Here is a 16910-nt window from a genome sequence, read left to right as displayed (position 1 = left end):
AAATAAATAACTAGATCCTTTTTAAGGACTCTCAATACCATCTAATGATTACAATTAAAGAAGCCATAAGCAAGAAAGAATTAACCGAATACATTAAATTTCCTTTCTCATTATATAAGGACAATCCGTATTGGGTACCGCCTATTATTTCAGATGAATTGGAATCTTTTGATAAAACCAAAAATCCTGCGTTTGATAATGCTGAAGCTTATTTTTATCTAGCATACAGAGATAATAAAATTGTTGGACGTATTACGGCCATTATCAATTGGTCTGAAGTTAATAATCAGCATAAAAGAAAAGTTCGTTTTGGATGGTTTGATGTAATTGATGATATTGAAGTTACGAAAGCACTACTTGAAAAAGTTTATGAATTAGGAAGAAAACACAACTTAGAGCATGCTGAAGGTCCAATGGGATTTTCGAATTTAGATAAAGTTGGAGTGCTTACCGAAGGTTTTGATCAAGTAGGAACCATGATTACCTGGTATAATCATGAATATTATGTAAGACATTTTGAAGAATTGGGCTTTCAAGTTGAAAAGCAATATATAGAAAGTATATTTCCTTTTTCTAATGTTAAACCAGAATTCTTTCAAAAAGCGCAAGAGCTAATCAAGAAACGTTACGGATTAAAGGCTCTTAATTTTACCAAAACAAAAGACATTATGCCTCACGTAGACAAAATGTTTGATTTGTTTAACGAATCTTATGAAAAACTAGCTTCGTTTGTAGCCATTTCTGATGTTCAAAAAGAATATTTTAAAAAGAAATACATCAGCTTTATTAATCCAGAGTATATCAAATTTGTAGTGGATAAAGACGATAATTTGGTTGCTTTCAGTATTGTAATGCCAAGTTTTGTCGAAGCTTTGCAAAAAATAAGAGGAAAATTATTTCCTTTTGGCTTTCTGCAATTATTAAAAGCGAGAAAACATAGCAAAGATGTCGTTTTCTATCTTATCGGAGTTCATCCTGAATATCAAAATAAAGGCGTAACGGCTATTATTTTTGATGAATATTACAAAACTTTTTCTGCTAAAGGAATCCAAACTTGCATTAGAACTCCAGAGTTATTAGAAAACAATGCCATTCATTTACTTTGGAAAAACTTTGATCCAACTATTCACTGCCAGAGAAAGACTTATTTGAAGAATCTTTAATAGAGCTTTTTTAGTGATTAGTCCTTAGTGATTAGTTTTAGTAAATAGTTCTTGGTAATTAATCATAAAAAAAATCCATTCGCCCCCAAACGAATGGATTTTTCACTTTTATAAAACACATCATTACTCTACTTTACAATCTACTTTTACCAAAGTATTTTTTGCATCAAATTTCAGTTTTGATTTATCTTTAAAAGAAACCTTATTATTTGCGGTTACTACATCGCCATACCCTTCAATAAAAGTTCCGTCTTTTTGCAGAAAAGCAACCTCTCTTACAGAAGAAACTCCTTCCGAATTAAAAGTATAATCAGCAATTAAAGTATCGCCTTTCATGTTCCCGATTAAGGTTCCCTCGTTTTTATCTTTTCCAACCAGATTATAGCTTAGCTTTCCGTTTACTTCCTGATGGGAATTAACGTTAAAACTCATCTCTATAATGCTTCCGTTAAATCGCCAAGCATAACATTGATCTCCCGCAGGCTCTGCAAGTTCAGCTTCTTTTGGCGGACTTGGTGTAATTTGTACTGGCTCTATCGTCGTTGTTTCTTTTTTACAAGAAGCAAAAACCGACAAGGAAAGTACAGCTATTAGTGTTAGTACTTTTTTCATAATTCTTTATTTTTATTTTGTGATTATAATATAAAGTTACCTCAAATAAAAAAAAATCCATTCGTAGAACGAATGGATTTTTTTACATAATTCCCACTTAAGAAAATCTATTTTTTATGAGGATTTACGAAACGTCAACAGTTGTACGTTCAGCAATTTCTTTATAAGTTCCGTTAGTCAATTTCTCACGAATTGCCTCAAAAGCTGTCAAAGTCTCTTCGATATCGGCTAATGTGTGAGAAGCTGTAGGAATCATTCTCAATAAGATAATTCCTTTTGGAATAACTGGATAAACCACAATAGAAAGGAATATACCGTAATTTTCTCTTAAATCGTTTACCATTACCATTGCTTCCGGAATACTTCCTTCTAAGTAAACTGGCGTAATACAAGTATTGGTATCTCCAATGTTAAATCCTTTTTCTTTAAGACCGTTTTGCAATGCATTTACGTTTTCCCAAAGTTTATCCTTAATCGCAGAAGATTTACGCAACAATTCTAGACGTTTTAAAGAACCAATTGTCTGAATCATCGGTAATGCTTTAGCAAACATTTGAGAACGTAAGTTGTATTTCAAATAATCAATAACTGTTTTATCAGCAGCTACGAAAGCACCAATGTTAGCCATAGATTTTGCAAAAGTAGAGAAGTAAACATCAATTTGATCTTGAACTCCTTGCTCCTCACCTGCTCCAGCACCAGTTTTACCTAAAGTACCAAAACCGTGAGCATCATCTACTAATAATCTGAAATTGTATTTTTTCTTTAATTCAGCAATTTCTTTTAATTTTCCTTGCTGTCCGCGCATTCCAAAAACACCTTCAGTAATAAATAAAATACCTCCGCCTGTTTCTTCTGCCATTTTAGTAGCACGCTGCAGGTTTTTCTCCATACTTTCTAAATCATTGTGTTTGTATGTGAAACGTTTACCCATATGCAAACGAACACCATCAATGATACATGCATGTGAATCTACATCATAAACAATAATGTCATTTTTAGTAACCAAAGCATCAATGATTGATACCATTCCTTGGTAACCAAAATTTAATAAATAAGCAGATTCTTTCATTACGAATTCTGCTAATTCATTCTCTAATTGTTCGTGGTACGTAGTATGTCCAGACATCATACGAGCTCCCATCGGATACGCTGCACCAAATTGAATTGCTGCATCAGTATCTGCCTGACGAACTTCTGGATGATTGGCTAAACCTAAATAATCATTTAAACTCCAGTTTAAAATATTTTTTCCGTGAAATTGCATTCTAGGACCCAACTCTCCTTCTAACTTTGGGAAAACATAATAACCTTCTGCCTGAGAAGCCCATTTTCCTAAAGGTCCTTTATTGTCCTGAATTCTTTCGAATAAATCTTTTACCATAATATATGTAGTAATTTTTTTTACTTAATCAGCGAGCAAAAATAATCATTATTAATTTAAAATGAAGAGCCTCAATTATTTTTATTAAAAAATATTCTGCAAGAAATGAAATATAAGATTTTACATCTATTTATTTAATCCCCAAAAAGCTCTTTAGCTCTGTAATTATGTAAAAACATGATTTATATCATAATAAAGGACAAAGAAGTCTTTTATTTTTGTTTAGAAATTTAACACAAAATTAAATCTAAATATATCATGAAAAGAACTAACAAAATCTGGATTAAAACGAGCTTTCTTATCTGCTCGTTATTTATGCTGCTAATTTTAGGAAGCTGCAAAAAAAATGAAGACAAGGCATATGCAAATATTATGACCGAAGGCGAAATGGATGCCGAACTTACAGCTCCTCCTCATGTTCCTAAACCAGTTGGAAACAGAACAGCGATGAAACTGAAACTCAACATGGAAATTAAAGAACAAGAAGGCACTATGACTGACGGTGTAAAATATACGTATTGGACATTTGGAGGTTCTGTTCCGGGAAGTTTTATCAGAACCCGTGTTGGTGATGAAGTAGAATTTCACTTAAAAAACCATCCTGACAACAAATTACCTCACAATATCGATTTACATGCCGTAACTGGTCCTGGTGGTGGAGCAACCTCATCTCTTGTAGCTCCGGGACATGAAAAAGTATTCAGTTTTAAAGTAATTAATCCAGGGCTTTATGTTTATCACTGTGCAACAGCTCCAGTGGGTATGCACATTGCAAATGGTATGTACGGATTAATTTTGGTTGAACCAGAAGGCGGACTTCCTCCTGTTGATAAAGAGTACTACGTAATGCAGGGTGATTTTTATACTCAAGGCGAATATGGCGCAAAAGGTCTTCAGCCGTTTGATATGAATAAAGCGGTTAAAGAAACTCCCGATTATGTGGTATTTAATGGAAAAGTAGGTTCTTTAACAAATGGAGGTGAATTAACAGCAAAAGTGGGAGAAACGGTTCGTTTGTTTGTTGGAAATGGCGGACCGAATTTAGTTTCTTCTTTCCATGTTATTGGTGAAATATTTGATAATGTACATGTTGAAGGCGGAAGCACTGTAAATAAAAATGTCCAAACTACTTTAATTCCTGCCGGCGGTGCAGCAATTGTAGATTTTAAAGTAGAAACTCCGGGAACTTTTATTTTAGTTGATCACTCTATTTTTAGAGCATTTAATAAAGGTGCTTTGGGAATGCTTAAAGTTGAAGGAAACGAAAATAAAAACATTTACTCAGGAACAATTCAAGAAGGTATTTACTTGCCTGAGGGTGGAACAATCCAAAAAATGCCAGGAAACCCAACTGCAAAAGTTACAGTTCCTAAACGTACTGTTGAAGAGAAAGTTAAAATTGGTAAAGAAATCTTTGGAACAACCTGTTTCGCTTGCCATCAATCTGAAGGACAAGGAATTCCGAGTACTTTTCCTCCTCTAGCAAAATCAGATTATTTAAATGCCGATTCTAAACGTGCAATTAAAACAATTCTTCATGGTTTGACTGGAGAAGTAACAGTGAACGGTAAAAAATACAACAACGTAATGCCTGCTCAGAATTTATCTGATGACGAAATCGCAAATGTATTAACTTACATTTATAATAGCTGGGGTAACAACAAAACAGAAGTCACACCAGAAATGGTAAAAGCTTTAAGATAACAGCAAAACTTATAGCATGAAAAAATACATTTTCATACTTACAATTTTCTTTTTCTCTGCGGTTAGTGTCATGAAGGCTCAGGAAAAAGGGATGGCTTTCATAAAAGAGGGATCTTATGTCCCTCTTTATGGAGCTGTTTCTAAAAATCCAGTTCAAGTAAAATCTTTTTACATAGACATTTATCCTGTCACGAATAGTCAGTTTTTAGAGTTTGTCAAAAAGAATCCTTCTTATCAAAAATCAAAAATTAAAGGGATTTTTGCTGATAAAAGCTATCTATCGTATTGGGTAACTGATTTTGATTTTGGAAATGCAAAACCGAAATCTCCCGTTACTAGTGTATCTTGGTTTGCAGCAAAAAAGTACTGCGAATGCCAAGGAAAACGATTAGCAACAATGGATGAATGGGAATATGTAGCAATGGCCGACACCAGAAAAATTGATGCCAGAACCAAAAAAGAATTCAACGAATACATTTTGTCTTGGTATGAGAAATCGAGAACGTATGAAAATGAGATTGGAAAAACTTTCAAAAATTATTGGGGAATTTACGACATGCATGGTTTGGTATGGGAATGGACCTCTGATTTCAATAGCATCTTTTTATCAGGAGAATCTAGAAAAGACAAAAGCACTGATAAAAATCTCTTTTGTGGAAGCGGATCTGTAAATGCATCCGATTTAATGGATTATGCAGCATTTATGCGTTATGCGTTCAGAGGAAGCTTGAAAGCACAGTATTCGACTCGAAATCTTGGATTTAGATGTGCCAGCACAACAAAACCGAAAATCTAATTTTAAATATTTAAAAATGAAAAAGATAACAATTGCGTTTTTGATTCTTACATTGTCGTTTTACGGTTGTAAAAAAGCAGAGACCCAATCAGAAAACAAAGCAGAAACAAAAAAGGAAATCAGTGATTTATCAATTTACAATCTGCCTTCTCAATGGACAACGCAAGATGGAAAAGATATTGAATTAAAATCGCTTAGGGGAAATGTTTTGGTAATGGTGATGATTTATACCAGTTGCAAATCGGCTTGCCCAAGATTAGTTGCCGATATGCGGGATATAGAATCAAAACTGGAGAAAAAGACAAAACAGCATGTCAAATTGATTTTGGTCAGTATTGATCCAAATACTGATACGCCCGAAAGATTAAAGTCGTTTGCAATTGAAAATAAAATGAATCAAGATCCTTGGATTTTCCTTCGTTCAACTGAAGAAAACACTCGTGAATTTGCAACAGTTTTAGCAGTAAATTACAAGAAAATTTCGCCAATAGATTTTTCGCATTCCAATATTATTAGTGTTTTTAATCCAGAAGGAGAATTAATTTTTCAGCAGGAAGGTTTAGGTGTAAACAATGAGAAAACAATTGAAGCAATAAATCTGGAAGCAGGGAAAATATAGATATTTAAATAGGTTAATTAGTAGAAACAAGAGCAACTTTAGAAATAAATTGACTCTTGTTTTTTATTTACATAAAAGCTAAGTCAAGCTTCGGAGAAGCGAAATATTTATCAGGTTAACGAATTATATTTCTAATCTGATTCTATAAATATATCGCTCCGCTGGAGCTTTTTATCTTCGCCAAACGTTTTCTATAAATATTTCGCTTCTCCGAAGCTTTACAATATGTCATTCCTCTGCTATAAATATATCGTCCCGCCGGGACTTATTTGATATGACAATATAAATTTCGCCTAATTATCGAACTCATCATTAAAACCAATCCCAAAACCAAAAGAATACTGAAGATCAAAATACTTTGAAAATACCCTGGAATGCTCGCTTCTCCAAAAAAGAAAAACCAGCCTTGAAGAAATAGCAAAACTTCTGTCAAAATATATCCTAAAATAAAACACTTCACTCCTATTTTTAATGTTGAAGAATTGGCAGAAAGCATTTTATTTTGAAGTAAAATCCCAAACAAAAACCCTGTTATTATTCCTAAAGTGGTTAAATGAATAAAACCGATTACAAAATTTCGGATTTGATGAGAAACCTCAGCCAAGTTGGGGAAAATAGTCAGCAACTGAATTCCGACTTTTAGAATTAAAGAGCAGAAAGCTAAACCATAAACGATTTTAGTCGTTTTATCTAAAGTGCTTTTGTAGTGACAAATTTGAGGTTTTAGCATTTTATAAAAATGAATAAAAGCTACCAACTGAATTAAAACTCCCAAGCCATTGATATAACTCAAAATATCATTTCCGATAAACCAACGCACTGGAAAACAAACTGTAAGTAATGTAGAAACAATCATTAAAAAATAAAATCTCTTAAACTTTACCTTATCTATTTTGTCTGGAAATTGTTTTAAAAACAAAGCTAAAATTGCCAATATAAACCAGCCATTAAATTGAAAATGAAGAAAAAACTGAATCGCAATTTGATAAAAAGCGCTTTGTTTTCCTAATGTGCTCACGGCTGGACCAAGACACCAAACTCCCAAAGTCGATAAAATCATAAACAAAATTGAAGTTAGTAAAAGTCTTTCAGCGGGAGATTTTTCTTTAGAACAATCTTTCCAAACCAAACGACAGAAAACATAACTGAGTAAAATATGCATGGTCGAAAAAATAATGGAAAACAAGGCATAACCCTGAATTGGAAAAGCAATCATCATTCCGATTACTGAAAACTCTGTTAGCCAAAATAAGCGCTTGTAAATAGGTTTCTGCCTTTTTTCTTTTGGAATAAAAAAACGAACAACCAAAAAATAAACGATCAAATAAACCCAGCCTAACATAGCAACGTGTGAATGTGCATGAAGCAGAAAACTATAGTTTAGAAAATCTAAAGGAAAGAGATACATAAAACGCATTAACAATCCGAAAACGCACGCAATCAGAAAATTGAAAAAACAGCAGAGTATCCAACTTTTTTGCGAATCCATAACGAATATTTTATTTTGCAAATGCAATCAATGAATTATTTTTTTAGCCACGAATTTCACGAATTACACTAATCTTTTCTTTGTCTAAAATAGTTCAATTGCACGAATTTTTAATTTGTGTAATTGAATTAAAATTGAAAAAATTAGTGTAATTCGTGAAATTCGTGGCTAAAGATTTTTATTCTACTTCAACAAAATCTTTTTCTAAAATCACAGCTTTTGGAAATAAAATATTATTTTCCAAATGAATATGTTTGTGCAAATCTGCTTCAAACTCTTTTAGCATTGCAAAAGTCACTCTGTAAGTTGTACAAGCATCTGCTGGCGGAGTGTAATTATCTGTCAACGCAGCAATTTCTCTAAAACGTTCGCCTTCATTATCGTGCTCGTGCATCATCATCGCAATCGGATTTGAAACAGTTCCGAAAGAAGGTTGCTGTAAAATTCCGTCAGAATCTTTAGTTTTTATCATTCTTTTTACAAAAGGAAATAAGACCAATTCTTCTTTTTTCATATGCTGAGACAATTCACCCGCACAGCCAATAAAAAGTTCGTTTATTTTAAATAATTCTGGATGATTTGCACCGTGCACTTTGCATAATTTATCTAAAAACGGAAGCAAAACGTTTGTTTTTTCTTCTACATACCGGTGATGTGTTTTCTCAATATAATCTGCCAATAAATCTAAGGGCCAGGAATTAAAATCAATGCTTCCGCTGTTTTCTGATTGTACCACTTGCAGCACATTTTCCAATAAAGTATCGGCATCAATGTTTTGTTTATCGCAAACTTCAGTAACTGTTCTGTCCCCTTTGCAGCAAAAATCAATTCTATATTTCGAGAAAACTGCGGCTGTTCTAAAATCTTCAGCCACGAAAGAACCTATTGTTTTGTTTTTTAAATTTTCCATGATAATCAATTTTAAATATGTTTTTATTTTTTGTTTTTTAATGTCAGTTCAAATACAAACCAAGCCATTGTAATAAATCCGATTCCGAAGATTGAATCTCCAATAGCACGAAGCCATTTCAGTGTAATCATTTCTGGCTGCTGCATTAATTCTGATGAACGCGCATACCACATTCCGTGGTTGATGCTTTCAATTGCCTGCCAAACTCCAATTGGAAGTAAACTCAATATTGCCATTAGAAATAAACCAATATTTAAAGACCAGAAAGTTATTTTTAGCAGTCTGTTATTCCAGCTAACAGTTCGATATAAACTTCTCAATACAAATAAAACCAGACCAATTCCTAACATTCCGTAAACTCCAAACAAAGCGGTATGTCCGTGCAAAGGTGTTGTATTTAGGCCTTGTACATAATAAAGTGCGATTGGTGGATTAATAATGAATCCGAAGATTCCGGCGCCAAGGAAATTCCAAAATGCCACAGAAATCATAAAATAAATTGGCCATTTATAATCGGCAATCCATTGTGTTGATTTTGAGATTTTATAGTTTTGATATGCTTCAAATCCGATTAAAGTCAGCGGAACCACTTCTAAAGCACTGAATGTTGCCCCCAAAGCCATGATTGCTGTTGGCGTTCCAGAGAAATACAAATGATGGAATGTTCCTAAAATACCTCCAGACATGAAAATAATGGTTGCAAAAAGCACATTTAAAGTCGCCGTTTTGGTTTTTAATAACCCCAGACGAACGAACAAGAACGCAATTACAACTGTCGCAAATACCTCAAAGAATCCTTCCACCCAAAGGTGAACTACCCACCATCTCCAATATTCGGCAATTGCTAAATTGGTTTGTCTTCCCCACATTAATCCTGCTCCGTAAAACATGGCAATTGCGGTACAAGAAACTAAAAACAAAATAATTAAGTTTTTTTCTTCTGTTTTTTTCTTTAAAACTGGCAGCAGCGGACGAATCATTAAAGCAAGCCACAAGAACAATCCCACTAAAAGGAAAATCTGCCAGAAACGCCCCAAATCAACATACTCATAACCTTGATGTCCGAACCAGAAGTTTTGAACTAAATTCAGTTTTTGCATTACTCCGAACCATTGCCCAGCCATTGAACCTAAAACAATGATTAGTAAAGCGACGAACAAAAAGTTTATCCCAAAACACTGAAATTTAGGGTCTTTACCCGAAACTGCTGGAGCAATATATAGTCCTGTTGCCAGCCAAGCTGTTGCAATCCAGAAAATGGCCAATTGTGTATGCCATGTTCGTGTTACAGCATAAGGCAGAATTTTATCAATCGGGATTCCATACAAACCATTTCCTTCGACACCGTAATGCGCCGTTATGATTCCGAAAACCATTTGCAGAACCATCAACAAACTCACAATCCAGAAATATTTGGTTACCAAGCCCATTGATTTTGTTTTTCCCTGCTTAATAATCGGATCTTCTTTTGGAAGCGGAAATTCTCCTTCTTCACCAGATTTTGCATGATAGAAAACTAAGATTCCAACACTTAAAATCAATAAAATAATACTTACTCCCGACCACGCCAAAAGTTCGGTGGTAGCCGTATTTCCAACCAATTCATCTGACGGCCAGTTGTGCGTGTATGAAATGTCTACATCAGGACGATTCGTAACTGTCGCCCAAGTTGCCCAGAAGAAAAAGGCATTCATTTTATGCATTCTTTCAACATCTGTAATAGAATTTTTCGGAATCGCATATTCTTCTCTTAATTTATCAAACTGAGGATCATTCGTAAAAAGACCTTTATAATATTCGCTTAAATACTCAATTGCCGCTAAACGGTTTTCTGAAATAGTAAGCACACCTGTTTCAGGATTGTATCGATTGGTTCTTACATCTTTCTGCAAACGAACTTTCAGCGCCGATTGTTTTTCGGCATCTAATTCCTCATATTTTTGATTAAAATCTTTCTTAGCATAGATATCCAGTATAAAAACGGCCTCTCTATGAAGCCAATCTGCGGTCCAGTCTGGGGCCACATAGGCGCCGTGTCCCCAGATAGATCCCACTTCCTGGCCACCTATACTTTGCCAGATATTTTGTCCGTCTTTAATTTCGCTTTCGCTAAAAACAATTTTTCCAGAATCGGTTACAATTTCTTTTGGAACTGGCGGTGCCTGCTGATAAATCTCGTAACCGTAATAACCTAGCACGGCAAATGATATACTCATTACCAATGCAAAAACTATCCATAATTTTTTTTCTCTTTTCATTTCTCTTGGGGAAAATTGATTAATAAAAGATAAAATTATCTTTTATTAGTTTATAAAAAAACTCCAAACCTATTTACAGCATTTGGAGCTTATGTTTATTACTCAACAATTAATACACCTTTCATCATGGCTACGTGACCAGGGAAAGAGCATATAAATGGGTATGATCCTTTTTTATCAATTGTAAACTCGATTGTATCTTCTTCTCCACCACCAATTAATTTAGTGTGTGCAATAATTGAAGCTTTTTCAGATTCTGGAATATAATCAGTTGCTTTAGCATCATTCGCTTTTAAAGCAAAAGCAGCTTGATCTGTTCCTTCTTGTAAAATCACTAAGTTGTGTCCCATTGCTTCTTTCGGAATTTTACCAACGTGTTTCAAAGTCAATTTAATTGGTTTTCCAGCAACAGCCTTCAATTCACTAGTATTAAACTGCATTTGGTCATTTCCTTCAACAACCAATACATTTTCTTCTGTTGGAGCTGCTGTTGGAGCTGGTTCACCTTCAGTAGACGTTTCGGTTGTTTCTGTTGATTCAGCTGGAGCTGTTTCTTTTTTACCACAAGAAGTAACTGCTAAAAATCCCATTAGGATTAATACTGAAATTTTGGTTTTTGTATTCATTTTTAAGATATTTAATAATTTTTAATTGTTCGTATTTGTCGCTTTAAGGAAGAAATCTCCCGATTTCACATCAGAAGCAAGCTGTTCTAGAGTTGTATTAATAAGCATATCCAAAAGCAGACCCCTTATTTTTTTGAACTCGTGATGAACTGGGCAAGGGTGTTCTTCTGAACATTCTTTTAACCCAATTCCGCAACCACTGTAAATTTTATTTCCATCAATGGCATCAACAATCTGGATCAACTTTATTTTTTTTGATGCCTCTGGCGAAACTTCAAATCCGCCTCCAACTCCTTTTGTCGAATTAATTATGCCATTTTTGGTTAAAATCTGCATAATCTTGGCTGTAAATGGTTCTGGCGAATCAATCTCTTTCGCGACGTCTTTTATTCCAACTCTAATCCCTTTAGAAGATTTGGTTGCAATAAATATTGAAGCCCTTATTCCGTATTCACACGCTTTTGAAAACATACATCCTTAATTAATTCTTGACAAAGATAAAAATGTTTTATATAAAAGACAAATTTATCTTTAATTAATTTTCCATGTACTAATCATTATTTATAATGAAACTAATTAGTACTAATAATTACACATATTCATCATTCAATTCTTATAAAAACGAATTTTAATTTTAACTTTGAGAGTATTAAATTTTAAATATTTAACAAATGCCTTTAAGCAATTCAAAAGACTTAAAACTGGCAGTTCTTATTGATGCAGACAATGTGCCATACAGCAATGTAAAAGGCATGATGGAAGAAATTGCAAAATTGGGAACGCCCACTACAAAAAGGATTTATGCCGACTGGACAAAACCTAATGCAAATGGCTGGAAAGGTGTTTTATTAGAACATGCTATTACCCCTATTCAGCAATATAGTTACACGGTTGGAAAAAATTCATCAGATTCTGCCTTAATTATTGACGCAATGGATTTACTGTACTCTGGAAAATTGGATGGATTCTGCATTGTTTCCAGTGATAGCGATTTTACACGCCTTGCCATTCGGCTTCGAGAATCTGGCATGAAAGTAATTGGTATAGGAGAAAAGAAAACACCGAGTTCGTTTATTGTAGCCTGCGATCGATTTATTTATATTGAGGTTCTAGATGGTGCCATTCAAAAGAAAAAACCTAAATCAGCTACTGCCGATACCAAAAAACCAATTGAAAAACCTGCCGAAAAAGCACTTCATAAAATTGACAAACAGACTATTGAATTGATTGAAGCTACCATCGAAGATATTGAAGACGATGATGGCTGGGCATTTTTAGGAGATGTCGGAAATCTAATTGTGAAGAAAAAACCCGAATTTGACCCTCGAAATTATGGCTTTTCTAAACTAACGCCAATGCTTAAGTCATTAACTGATATTTTGGAAATCGACGAAAGAGAGTCAGACAAAAAAGGAATCAAACACGTTTATGTACGTTTAAGATTCAACTAATTATCGCATTTATTACCTATTTAATTTTTTAAAAACATGAGAAAAAAATTCTTTATTTACGGATTCTTATTGTTTCTAATTGTTGCCGCAATTTATTATTACACTGGACGAGGCTATTTACTTGTATTTATTATCCCACTTTTACTAATTGTTGGTGCTTACAATGCCTCTCAAGAAAAACATGCTATTTTAAGAAACTTTCCCGTTTTGGGTTATTTCAGATATCTGTTTGAAATGATTGCGCCTGAGATTCAACAATATTTTATTGAAAGATCTACCGACGGAAAACCTTTTTCTAGAAATCAGCGTTCTTTGGTTTATCAAAGAGCCAAAAACATTGATTCGAGCACTCCATTTGGAACCCAATTGAACTTAAATACAGAAAGTTATGAAGGAATCAAACATTCTATTTTCCCTGCTAAAGTAAACGAAGAATTACCGCGCGTTTTAGTTGGAGGAAAAGATTGTAAACAGCCTTATTCGGCTTCTTTATTTAATGTTTCTGCTATGAGTTTTGGCTCTTTGAGCGAGCATGCAGTTCGTGCCATAAATATTGGTGCTAAAAAAGGAAATTTCTACCAAAATACAGGAGAAGGAGGATTAACAGAATTTCATCTTGCGGGCGGCGGTGATATTACCTGGCAGATTGGCACAGGATATTTTGGGTGTCGTGACGCAGAAGGAAATTTCAGCCCTGAAAACTTTTCTGAAAAAGCAAATCTTCCAAATGTAAAAATGATTGAGATTAAAATTTCTCAAGGTGCAAAACCAGGTCACGGAGGTGTATTGCCTGCGGCTAAAAATACAGAGCAAATTGCTAAAATTAGAGGCGTTGTACCACATACTATGATTCTTTCCCCTCCAGGCCATCATGCTTTTTCTGATGCCAATGGATTAATTCAGTTTATTAAACAATTACGTGATTTATCTAATGGAAAACCAATCGGATTTAAATTATGTATTGGTAATACAGCCGAATTTGAAGCTATCTGCCAAGAGATGATAAACGAAGATACTTACCCTGATTTCATAACTGTTGATGGTGCAGAGGGCGGAACTGGAGCTGCTCCGCTTGAATTTGCAGATGGTGTCGGAATGCCTTTTGAACCTGCTTTAATTTTTGTGAACAAAACTTTAGTACGTTTAGGTATTCGTGATAAAATGCGCATTATTGGAAGCGGAAAGATCATTTCTGGATATTCTATTTTACACGCAATCGCACTTGGTGCAGATATGTGTAACAGCGCAAGAGGTTTTATGTTCTCATTAGGCTGTATTCAAGCCTTACGCTGTCATAATAATGAATGTCCAACGGGAGTGGCAACGCAGAACAAAATGCTAATGAAAGGTCTGGTTGTTACAGATAAATCTGAAAGAGTGTATCATTTTCATAAAAACACGCTTCATGCTACAAATGAACTTTTGGCTGCAGCCGGAAAAACGTCATTTGCAGATGTTGACATCAACATTTTTATGCGAGGAGATGAGTTTACCAATTTATCAGAACTCTATTTTCCAGACAACTTGAAAAATGTTACTCAATTCTCATAAAAAAAATCCTCTTCATTTGAAGAGGATTTTTTTTATACATATAATTTAGATTATAATTTTGCCGTTTCTTTATTTGGGCTTGCCGTTCCTTCTAAAACTGCCAATTCTTCCTGATCTACTAATTCTTGAGCTAAAATTGCATTATTATAAGCTAAAAAATATACATCAAACTTTACGCCTTCAGCGATAAGAGAAGACGAAATCTGATCATTCTTGATCATATCTTTTAATAGGCTTGGAAAAGATTCTTTGTAGGCTAATTTATTTGCATCGTTTTCCTCTAAATTGGTTTCAATTCTAATTTCAATTTTATTGTCATTTAGAAAAGCTTTTGCCGATGTACTGGTAATACCGCTACCTTTTATAGAAGATGAATTGTTGTAATTACTTACATGTTCCTGGATTTTCTGCTTGGTATTTTTACAGCTGACTAAAAATAATGCAAAAGCTAGTGCAAATGCGATTTGGGTAATTTTTTTCATAAATTTTTGGTTTAATAGTTATTTTTTAACTCAAACATAATTAATTTATAACATAAAACCAACATTCAATTACAAAAAATGAGTATACAATTCTTTGATAACAAACTGGTTATACTCTAAAAAAGTGATTTTTTGTAAGAATTAAAACTTTTCTTTTACACTTAACTTTTCAGCCTAAACACAAAAAAGTCTCTTTAAATAAATTTTAAAGAGACTTTTAATATGTAAGAATCAAAATGATCTTTTTTCTATAAAACTTAATCTTTTATTTCAAAATATATTTAAGAGATTCTCCTGTAAGTACCTCCTTATCTAAAACAGTATTATCATTTGCTAAAAAGTAAACATCAAATTGAACTCCCTCTTCTATTAATTGTCTTGGAATCTGATCTTTTTCAATCATCGATCTTATCAACTTTACAAATGATATGGAAGAAGCTAATTTATTGCCTTCATTTTGGTCTAAGCCAGTTTCAAATCGCAATTCAATTTTATTGTCATTAATATAACCTCTTGCAGTTGTAAGTGTTACATTTTCAGCTCTAAAACTTGGAGCAATATTTTTGTTGTACGTAACAACATACTCTTGAAGTTTCTGTTTGGTGTTTTTACAGCTTGCAAGTGTTAGCACCATCATTATTGCAAAGGCAATTTGGCTTATTTTCTTTAGCATAATTTTCTATTTTAGTTTTTGAAGTCTTAATAATGCCTCAAGATAGTAATAATCTGCGTAATTTATAGAACAATCTATTTCGCTTCCTCCAGGTTTATGCCCAGTTGAATGCAATAAAAATGCAGAATTTACATCCTGACTCTGATAATGGTCCGAAAGTGACACAATCATCTTTTTAGCTTTTGTTAAATATTCAGCTTTTAAATTCTTGTCTTTTGTGTACGAACTTAATTCTAAAAGCGCCGAAGAAACAATTGCTGCTGCAGAAGCATCTCGAGGTTCGTTTGGAATATTGGGCGCATTAAAATCCCAATACGGAACCAGATCTTCTGTGGTTAATTTATCTAAATAAACACGTGCCAATTTATGGGCAAAATCTAAAAACTTAACGTCTTTTGTTTCTCTGTAAGTCATTGTAAAACCGTAAATCGCCCAAGCCTGCCCGCGAGCCCACATACTTTCATCACTATATCCCTGAGCGGTTCTGCCTTTTATCTTTTTCCCAGTTTCAAAATCATAAATTACAACATGATAAGAAGTGTTGTCTGGCCTAAAATGATTGGCCATTGTAGTTTCTGCGTGTTTAACAGCAATATCATAAAGTTTTTTATTTCCTCCATTTTTTGAAGCCCAAAACAGTAGTTCCAAATTCATCATATTATCGATGATGGTATTATGACCTCCCATTTTATTATGCGGCCAAGATTGGATTGTTCCTACTTTCGGATTAAAAAGTGTCGCCAGCGTATCGGCTGTTTTCAATATAATTTGTTTATACTCGGGATTTTTGGTCAATCTGTATCCATTTCCAAAACTATTAAAGACCTGAAACCCTAAATCGTGATCAGCAGCTTTATTGACTGATAAAGGCGTTAAAAAACGGGTGAATTTATCAGCCTCTTTTTCCCATTTTTTGTCTTTTGTAGCCTCATATAAAAACCATAATTCGCCAGGCCAGAATCCGCTTGTCCAGTCTTTGTAATCAACAAACTTCCATTCTTTGCTTCCGTTCGGAACTGTTCTTGGAGAAGTCCCGTCATTCGGAATCACTTTTAAGGTTTTTGAAGCCTGTTCTGCGCAATAATCCAATTGCTTTTTAATGTTAAATGAATTGTCTTTTTGAGAATAGCTTTGATTTACAAAAAGAAACAAAGATAAAATCAGAGGAAAAAATTTTGAATTCATGTGGTTA

Annotated in this window: 16 protein-coding genes; 6 read left to right on the top strand and 10 right to left on the bottom strand. The window is 33.9% G+C overall.

The window, feature by feature from the left end; genetic code table 11:
* Positions 1 to 44: 44 nt before the first annotated feature.
* Positions 45 to 1163: a GTP cyclohydrolase gene (locus M0M44_RS13585; RefSeq protein ID WP_248726133.1), complete on the top strand. Its 1119-nt coding sequence runs from the start codon at positions 45 to 47 to the stop codon at positions 1161 to 1163.
* Between the two features lie 123 nt (positions 1164 to 1286).
* Here M0M44_RS13585 and M0M44_RS13580 read toward each other — a convergent pair whose 3' ends face one another.
* Positions 1287 to 1775, bottom strand: a complete 489-nt coding sequence (locus tag M0M44_RS13580; protein WP_248726132.1) for a hypothetical protein — start codon at positions 1773 to 1775, stop codon at positions 1287 to 1289.
* Positions 1776 to 1899: 124 nt separating this feature from the next.
* On the bottom strand, positions 1900 to 3159 hold the full coding sequence (gene capB, locus M0M44_RS13575; RefSeq protein WP_248726131.1) for a cysteate-C-fatty acyltransferase: 1260 nt from the start codon (positions 3157 to 3159) through the stop codon (positions 1900 to 1902).
* A gap of 258 nt (positions 3160 to 3417) precedes the next feature.
* Here capB and nirK point away from each other — a divergent pair, with 258 nt between their 5' ends.
* The 3 genes from nirK to M0M44_RS13560 are packed head-to-tail and all read left to right on the top strand — an operon-like array spanning position 3418 to position 6278.
* The gene (gene nirK / locus M0M44_RS13570; RefSeq protein ID WP_248726130.1) at positions 3418 to 4863 is read left to right on the top strand and encodes a copper-containing nitrite reductase; all 1446 of its coding nucleotides are present in this window, start codon (positions 3418 to 3420) and stop codon (positions 4861 to 4863) included.
* A gap of 16 nt (positions 4864 to 4879) precedes the next feature.
* Positions 4880 to 5659, top strand: coding sequence for a formylglycine-generating enzyme family protein (locus M0M44_RS13565; protein ID WP_248726129.1), 780 nt, complete (start codon positions 4880 to 4882; stop codon positions 5657 to 5659).
* 16 nt (positions 5660 to 5675) lie between these two features.
* Positions 5676 to 6278: an SCO family protein gene (locus tag M0M44_RS13560; RefSeq protein ID WP_248726128.1), complete on the top strand. Its 603-nt coding sequence runs from the start codon at positions 5676 to 5678 to the stop codon at positions 6276 to 6278.
* A 265-nt stretch (positions 6279 to 6543) separates the two neighbouring features.
* Here M0M44_RS13560 and M0M44_RS13555 read toward each other — a convergent pair whose 3' ends face one another.
* From M0M44_RS13555 to M0M44_RS13535, 5 genes are all read right to left on the bottom strand, one after another.
* On the bottom strand, positions 6544 to 7686 hold the full coding sequence (locus tag M0M44_RS13555; protein ID WP_248726127.1) for a hypothetical protein: 1143 nt from the start codon (positions 7684 to 7686) through the stop codon (positions 6544 to 6546).
* 259 nt (positions 7687 to 7945) lie between these two features.
* Positions 7946 to 8677, bottom strand: a complete 732-nt coding sequence (ric, locus tag M0M44_RS13550) for an iron-sulfur cluster repair di-iron protein (protein WP_248726126.1) — start codon at positions 8675 to 8677, stop codon at positions 7946 to 7948.
* Positions 8678 to 8700: 23 nt separating this feature from the next.
* The gene (locus tag M0M44_RS13545; RefSeq protein WP_248726125.1) at positions 8701 to 10935 is read right to left on the bottom strand and encodes a nitric-oxide reductase large subunit; all 2235 of its coding nucleotides are present in this window, start codon (positions 10933 to 10935) and stop codon (positions 8701 to 8703) included.
* A 98-nt stretch (positions 10936 to 11033) separates the two neighbouring features.
* Entirely contained in the window at positions 11034 to 11561 is a 528-nt protein-coding gene (gene azu / locus M0M44_RS13540) for an azurin (protein WP_248726124.1), read from the bottom strand.
* 21 nt (positions 11562 to 11582) lie between these two features.
* The gene (locus M0M44_RS13535; protein ID WP_248726123.1) at positions 11583 to 12032 is read right to left on the bottom strand and encodes an RrF2 family transcriptional regulator; all 450 of its coding nucleotides are present in this window, start codon (positions 12030 to 12032) and stop codon (positions 11583 to 11585) included.
* Between the two features lie 200 nt (positions 12033 to 12232).
* Between M0M44_RS13535 and M0M44_RS13530 the strand changes: the two genes are divergently transcribed.
* Together M0M44_RS13530 and M0M44_RS13525 are read left to right on the top strand one after the other, a co-directional pair.
* The gene (locus M0M44_RS13530) at positions 12233 to 13012 is read left to right on the top strand and encodes an NYN domain-containing protein (RefSeq protein WP_248726122.1); all 780 of its coding nucleotides are present in this window, start codon (positions 12233 to 12235) and stop codon (positions 13010 to 13012) included.
* A gap of 36 nt (positions 13013 to 13048) precedes the next feature.
* On the top strand, positions 13049 to 14563 hold the full coding sequence (locus tag M0M44_RS13525) for an FMN-binding glutamate synthase family protein (protein ID WP_248726121.1): 1515 nt from the start codon (positions 13049 to 13051) through the stop codon (positions 14561 to 14563).
* 50 nt (positions 14564 to 14613) lie between these two features.
* On the opposite strand, the gene M0M44_RS13520 is transcribed toward M0M44_RS13525, so the two are convergent.
* The 3 genes from M0M44_RS13520 to M0M44_RS13510 form a co-directional block, all read right to left on the bottom strand.
* The gene (locus M0M44_RS13520) at positions 14614 to 15045 is read right to left on the bottom strand and encodes a hypothetical protein (RefSeq protein WP_248726120.1); all 432 of its coding nucleotides are present in this window, start codon (positions 15043 to 15045) and stop codon (positions 14614 to 14616) included.
* Positions 15046 to 15310: 265 nt separating this feature from the next.
* The gene (locus tag M0M44_RS13515; protein WP_248726119.1) at positions 15311 to 15718 is read right to left on the bottom strand and encodes a hypothetical protein; all 408 of its coding nucleotides are present in this window, start codon (positions 15716 to 15718) and stop codon (positions 15311 to 15313) included.
* A 6-nt stretch (positions 15719 to 15724) separates the two neighbouring features.
* Positions 15725 to 16903 (bottom strand): glycoside hydrolase family 88 protein, encoded by a 1179-nt coding sequence (locus M0M44_RS13510; RefSeq protein WP_248726118.1) that lies wholly within the window; start codon positions 16901 to 16903, stop codon positions 15725 to 15727.
* Between the last annotated feature and the right edge of the window lie 7 nt (positions 16904 to 16910).

It is taken from the genome of Flavobacterium humidisoli (assembly GCF_023272795.1).
Taxonomy (GTDB): Bacteria; Bacteroidota; Bacteroidia; order Flavobacteriales; family Flavobacteriaceae; genus Flavobacterium; species Flavobacterium humidisoli.
Note: the sequence above shows the minus strand (reverse complement) of the source record. Positions and strands in the feature narration are given on the sequence as shown.

Excerpts from the sequence above, each read along its gene's own strand:
- M0M44_RS13545 (WP_248726125.1), bottom strand. The coding sequence starts at position 10,935 with ATGAAAAGAGAAAAAAAATTATGGATAGTTTTTGCATTGGTAATGAGT.
- nirK (WP_248726130.1), top strand. The coding sequence starts at position 3,418 with ATGAAAAGAACTAACAAAATCTGGATTAAAACGAGCTTTCTTATCTGC.
- M0M44_RS13520 (WP_248726120.1), bottom strand. The coding sequence starts at position 15,045 with ATGAAAAAAATTACCCAAATCGCATTTGCACTAGCTTTTGCATTATTT.
- M0M44_RS13555 (WP_248726127.1), bottom strand. The coding sequence starts at position 7,686 with ATGTATCTCTTTCCTTTAGATTTTCTAAACTATAGTTTTCTGCTTCAT.
- capB (WP_248726131.1), bottom strand. The coding sequence starts at position 3,159 with ATGGTAAAAGATTTATTCGAAAGAATTCAGGACAATAAAGGACCTTTA.
- M0M44_RS13525 (WP_248726121.1), top strand. The coding sequence starts at position 13,049 with ATGAGAAAAAAATTCTTTATTTACGGATTCTTATTGTTTCTAATTGTT.
- M0M44_RS13510 (WP_248726118.1), bottom strand. The coding sequence starts at position 16,903 with ATGAATTCAAAATTTTTTCCTCTGATTTTATCTTTGTTTCTTTTTGTA.
- M0M44_RS13560 (WP_248726128.1), top strand. The coding sequence starts at position 5,676 with ATGAAAAAGATAACAATTGCGTTTTTGATTCTTACATTGTCGTTTTAC.
- M0M44_RS13565 (WP_248726129.1), top strand. The coding sequence starts at position 4,880 with ATGAAAAAATACATTTTCATACTTACAATTTTCTTTTTCTCTGCGGTT.
- M0M44_RS13535 (WP_248726123.1), bottom strand. The coding sequence starts at position 12,032 with ATGTTTTCAAAAGCGTGTGAATACGGAATAAGGGCTTCAATATTTATT.
- M0M44_RS13530 (WP_248726122.1), top strand. The coding sequence starts at position 12,233 with ATGCCTTTAAGCAATTCAAAAGACTTAAAACTGGCAGTTCTTATTGAT.
- azu (WP_248726124.1), bottom strand. The coding sequence starts at position 11,561 with ATGAATACAAAAACCAAAATTTCAGTATTAATCCTAATGGGATTTTTA.
- ric (WP_248726126.1), bottom strand. The coding sequence starts at position 8,677 with ATGGAAAATTTAAAAAACAAAACAATAGGTTCTTTCGTGGCTGAAGAT.
- M0M44_RS13515 (WP_248726119.1), bottom strand. The coding sequence starts at position 15,718 with ATGCTAAAGAAAATAAGCCAAATTGCCTTTGCAATAATGATGGTGCTA.
- M0M44_RS13580 (WP_248726132.1), bottom strand. The coding sequence starts at position 1,775 with ATGAAAAAAGTACTAACACTAATAGCTGTACTTTCCTTGTCGGTTTTT.
- M0M44_RS13585 (WP_248726133.1), top strand. The coding sequence starts at position 45 with ATGATTACAATTAAAGAAGCCATAAGCAAGAAAGAATTAACCGAATAC.